The organism is Pseudorhodoplanes sp. (assembly GCF_035565855.1).
Lineage (GTDB): Bacteria > Pseudomonadota > Alphaproteobacteria > Rhizobiales > Xanthobacteraceae > Pseudorhodoplanes.
The window spans coordinates 1-2,810 of the sequence record NZ_DATMRX010000342.1; the positions used below are offsets into that span (position 1 = coordinate 1).

3 protein-coding genes are annotated in these 2,810 nt (G+C 65.9%); 1 reads left to right on the forward strand and 2 read right to left on the reverse strand.

Features of this window, described 5'->3' with window-relative positions:
• Window positions 1-41: 41 nt before the first annotated feature.
• The gene (rpe, locus tag VN004_RS19530) at window positions 42-725 is read right to left on the reverse strand and encodes a ribulose-phosphate 3-epimerase (protein WP_414710361.1); all 684 of its coding nucleotides are present in this window, start codon (window positions 723-725) and stop codon (window positions 42-44) included.
• An 11-nt stretch (window positions 726-736) separates the two neighbouring features.
• Window positions 737-1,738: a Na+-dependent transporter gene (locus tag VN004_RS19535; protein WP_325613681.1), complete on the reverse strand. Its 1,002-nt coding sequence runs from the start codon at window positions 1,736-1,738 to the stop codon at window positions 737-739.
• 103 nt (window positions 1,739-1,841) lie between these two features.
• Here VN004_RS19535 and VN004_RS19540 point away from each other — a divergent pair.
• On the forward strand, window positions 1,842-2,810 hold a 969-nt coding region (locus tag VN004_RS19540), incomplete at its 3' end, for an FAD-dependent oxidoreductase (RefSeq protein ID WP_325613683.1).

Here is a 2,810-nt window from a genome sequence, read left to right on the forward strand (position 1 = left end):
CAACGTGTCGGCAAGCTCGGTCAGGGCATGGGCCGGTGCGATCACGTCGCTTCGCCGCGCGCCAGCGCGCCAGCGTGACGGATCGCCGCGATGTTGCTCTGGTAGGCGGCCGCGCCGCCCTTGAAGATTGCGGAGCCGGCGACCAGCACATTGGCCCCGGCTGCGGCCACTTGCGGAGCCGTGTCCGGCGTGATCCCGCCATCGACCTCGATGTCGATCGGCCGTGCGCCGATCATCGCGCGAATGCGCGCGATCTTTTCCACCGCGGCCGGAATGAAGGCCTGCCCGCCGAAGCCGGGATTGACCGACATCACGAGCACCAGATCGACCAGATCGAGAACGTGCTCGATGGTGTTTTCCGGCGTGCCCGGATTCATCGTCACGCCCGCCTTCTTGCCGAGATTGCGGATGGTTTGCAGCGAGCGGTGCAGATGGGGACCGGCTTCCACATGCACGGTGATGATGTCGGAACCGGCCTTGGCGAAGGCCTCCAGATGCGGATCGGCCGGCGCGATCATCAGATGCACGTCGAAGATCTTCTTCGAAAAGGGCCGCATCGCCTTCACCGCATCCGGACCGAAGGTGATGTTGGGCACGAAATGTCCGTCCATGACGTCGAGATGAATCCAGTCGGCGCCGGCCGCATCGACCGCACGCACTTCCTCGCCGAGCTTGGCGAAGTCGGATGCAAGGATGGACGGCGCTATCAGCAATGGTCTCGACATGGCGGTCTCGGTCATGGGTCGGGGGTCGGTCTAACACCGCTGTCGCCCGCGGGCAAAAGGCCGGGCCCGACCCAGCGGTGCACCAACGGCCGCAACAGGTGCGGCAGCGTGTAGATCGGAAACTGGGCGACGGCAAAATACAGCCAGGTCAGTTCCGGCACAGCCCCGCCGGCGGCGGCGACCATCAGCCCCATATTGCGGCTGCCCACGGCGAGCCCGAGCGCCAGCGCCGCCGAACGTCCGGCCCGGTGGAAAATCAGGCAGGTGGTGACGATCAGGATTGCGGAGAGGGCGAAGGCAAACACGGTCAGCGTTGCAACGAGGAGCGGCTCCGTCAGGATGCGCCAGCCGACCCCGTCCATCAGCCCGATCGCGAAGACGAAGAGTGCGACAACCGAAAGCCCGTCGATCGGACCGCTGTGACGCGCCACGAAGGCGCTGCCCTTGAGCCAGCGGATCGCGAAGGCGCTGAGGGCCGTGGCGCCAAGCATCGCCAGCAGCTTCGCGCCAAGCGACAGCGGGGAAATCTCGAGCGCCGGGCCGACGAAGAATGTCGCGAGCATCGGCACCGTGAGTGGCGTTGCCGCGGTCGCGATGATCAGCGTTGCGAGGGACAGTGCGGCGTCGAGGCCAAGGAGAGCGGCGAGCGCCGGCGAGCCGATGACCGGCGGAGCGACCGCTTGCAGGACCAGCGCAAGGAAGATCGCCTGCGAGACCTGCGGCAGACCGAGCGCAATGGCGCTGCCGCACAGGATCATGGGAACCCCCAAAAGCGTCCACAGGCTCGCGGCAATGATGAGGCCGGGGCGCCGGAAATGCCGGAACAGCATGCCGGGATCGACGCGCAGGAAGGCGAGCAGGAGCAACACCAGCAGCGCCTCGACAAAGACATTCTTCAGCACCGCCGCGAGCGGTGGCAATGCGATTCCGACAAAGACCGAGAGGGCCAGCGCGCGCGTCCCTTGCCGCCCCAGCCATGCTAACGCGGCAAGAACTGCGTCAAAAAAGAGCATTGCGCCTGATACTGCACGGCGCTCGCGTAATCCATATTTCTATGGCAATGACACCGCCGAAATCGCCCGGCCGCATGACCGGCCGCTGAAGCCTGGGGACATCATGGCCCGCACCGATGCTGTTGTTCTGGGCGCCGGAATGGTCGGAGTGGCCGCAGCCGTCCATCTGGCGAGGCGTGGGCTCGCCGTGGCGCTGGTCGACCGCCGCGGGCCGGGTGAGGAAACCTCCTACGGCAATGCCGGCATCATCGAGGGCAATACCTATTTCCCGTATCCGTTTCCGCTGAAGCCGTCGGCTCTGCTCAAGATCATCTTCAAGCAGGCGCCCGAAGCAAATTACCATCTGTCCTATCTGCCGCGTCTTGCGCCGTGGCTGTTCGCCTATCTGCGGCATTCGCGCGGCGAAGCCATGTTCGAATTCGCCGAGAAAATGCGCCCGCTCTTTGCGGCATCGATCGCCGAGCACGAATTGCTGATGCGGGATTCCGGTTCGGAGCGCTATCTGCGCACCAATGGCTGGCTGAAGGTCTACCGCACGACGCGCGCGTTCAATGACGCGCAGCCCGATCTCGATGCCATCGCGGCGGCGGGACTTGCATTCGAACCGCTCGATCTCAACGGATCGCTTGCGCTGGAGCCCGGCCTGTCGCCGGTGTTCGAGCGCGGCATCTTCTGGCCGCAGGCGGCGAGCGTGAGCAATCCGCTAGCGGTGACCCGCGCCTATGTCGAACTCTTCCGCTCGCTGGGTGGCGTCACATTGACCGGCGATGCGCGTTCGCTGCACCGCGCCGACGGGCGTTGGCGGGTCGATACATCGGAAGGGCCGGTGGATTCGACCGCCGCCGTGGTTGCGCTCGGCCCCTGGGCGACCGAAGTGCTCGATCCGCTCGGCCTCAAATTGCCGCTCGAGGTGAAGCGCGGCTATCACCGGCATTTCCGTCCGCTGGGCAATCGCGGGCTGAACCGCCCGGTGCTCGATGCCGAAGTCGGTTACGCCGTGGTTCCGATGGAGCAGGGCCTGCGCCTGACGACCGGAGCCGAATTTGCGCACCGCGATGCACCGCCGACGCCG

Bases quoted from the DNA above. Each gene is read 5' to 3' on its own strand.
- rpe (WP_414710361.1), bottom strand. From the start codon at position 725: ATGTCGAGACCATTGCTGATAGCGCCGTCCATCCTTGCATCCGACTTC.
- VN004_RS19535 (WP_325613681.1), bottom strand. From the start codon at position 1,738: ATGCTCTTTTTTGACGCAGTTCTTGCCGCGTTAGCATGGCTGGGGCGG.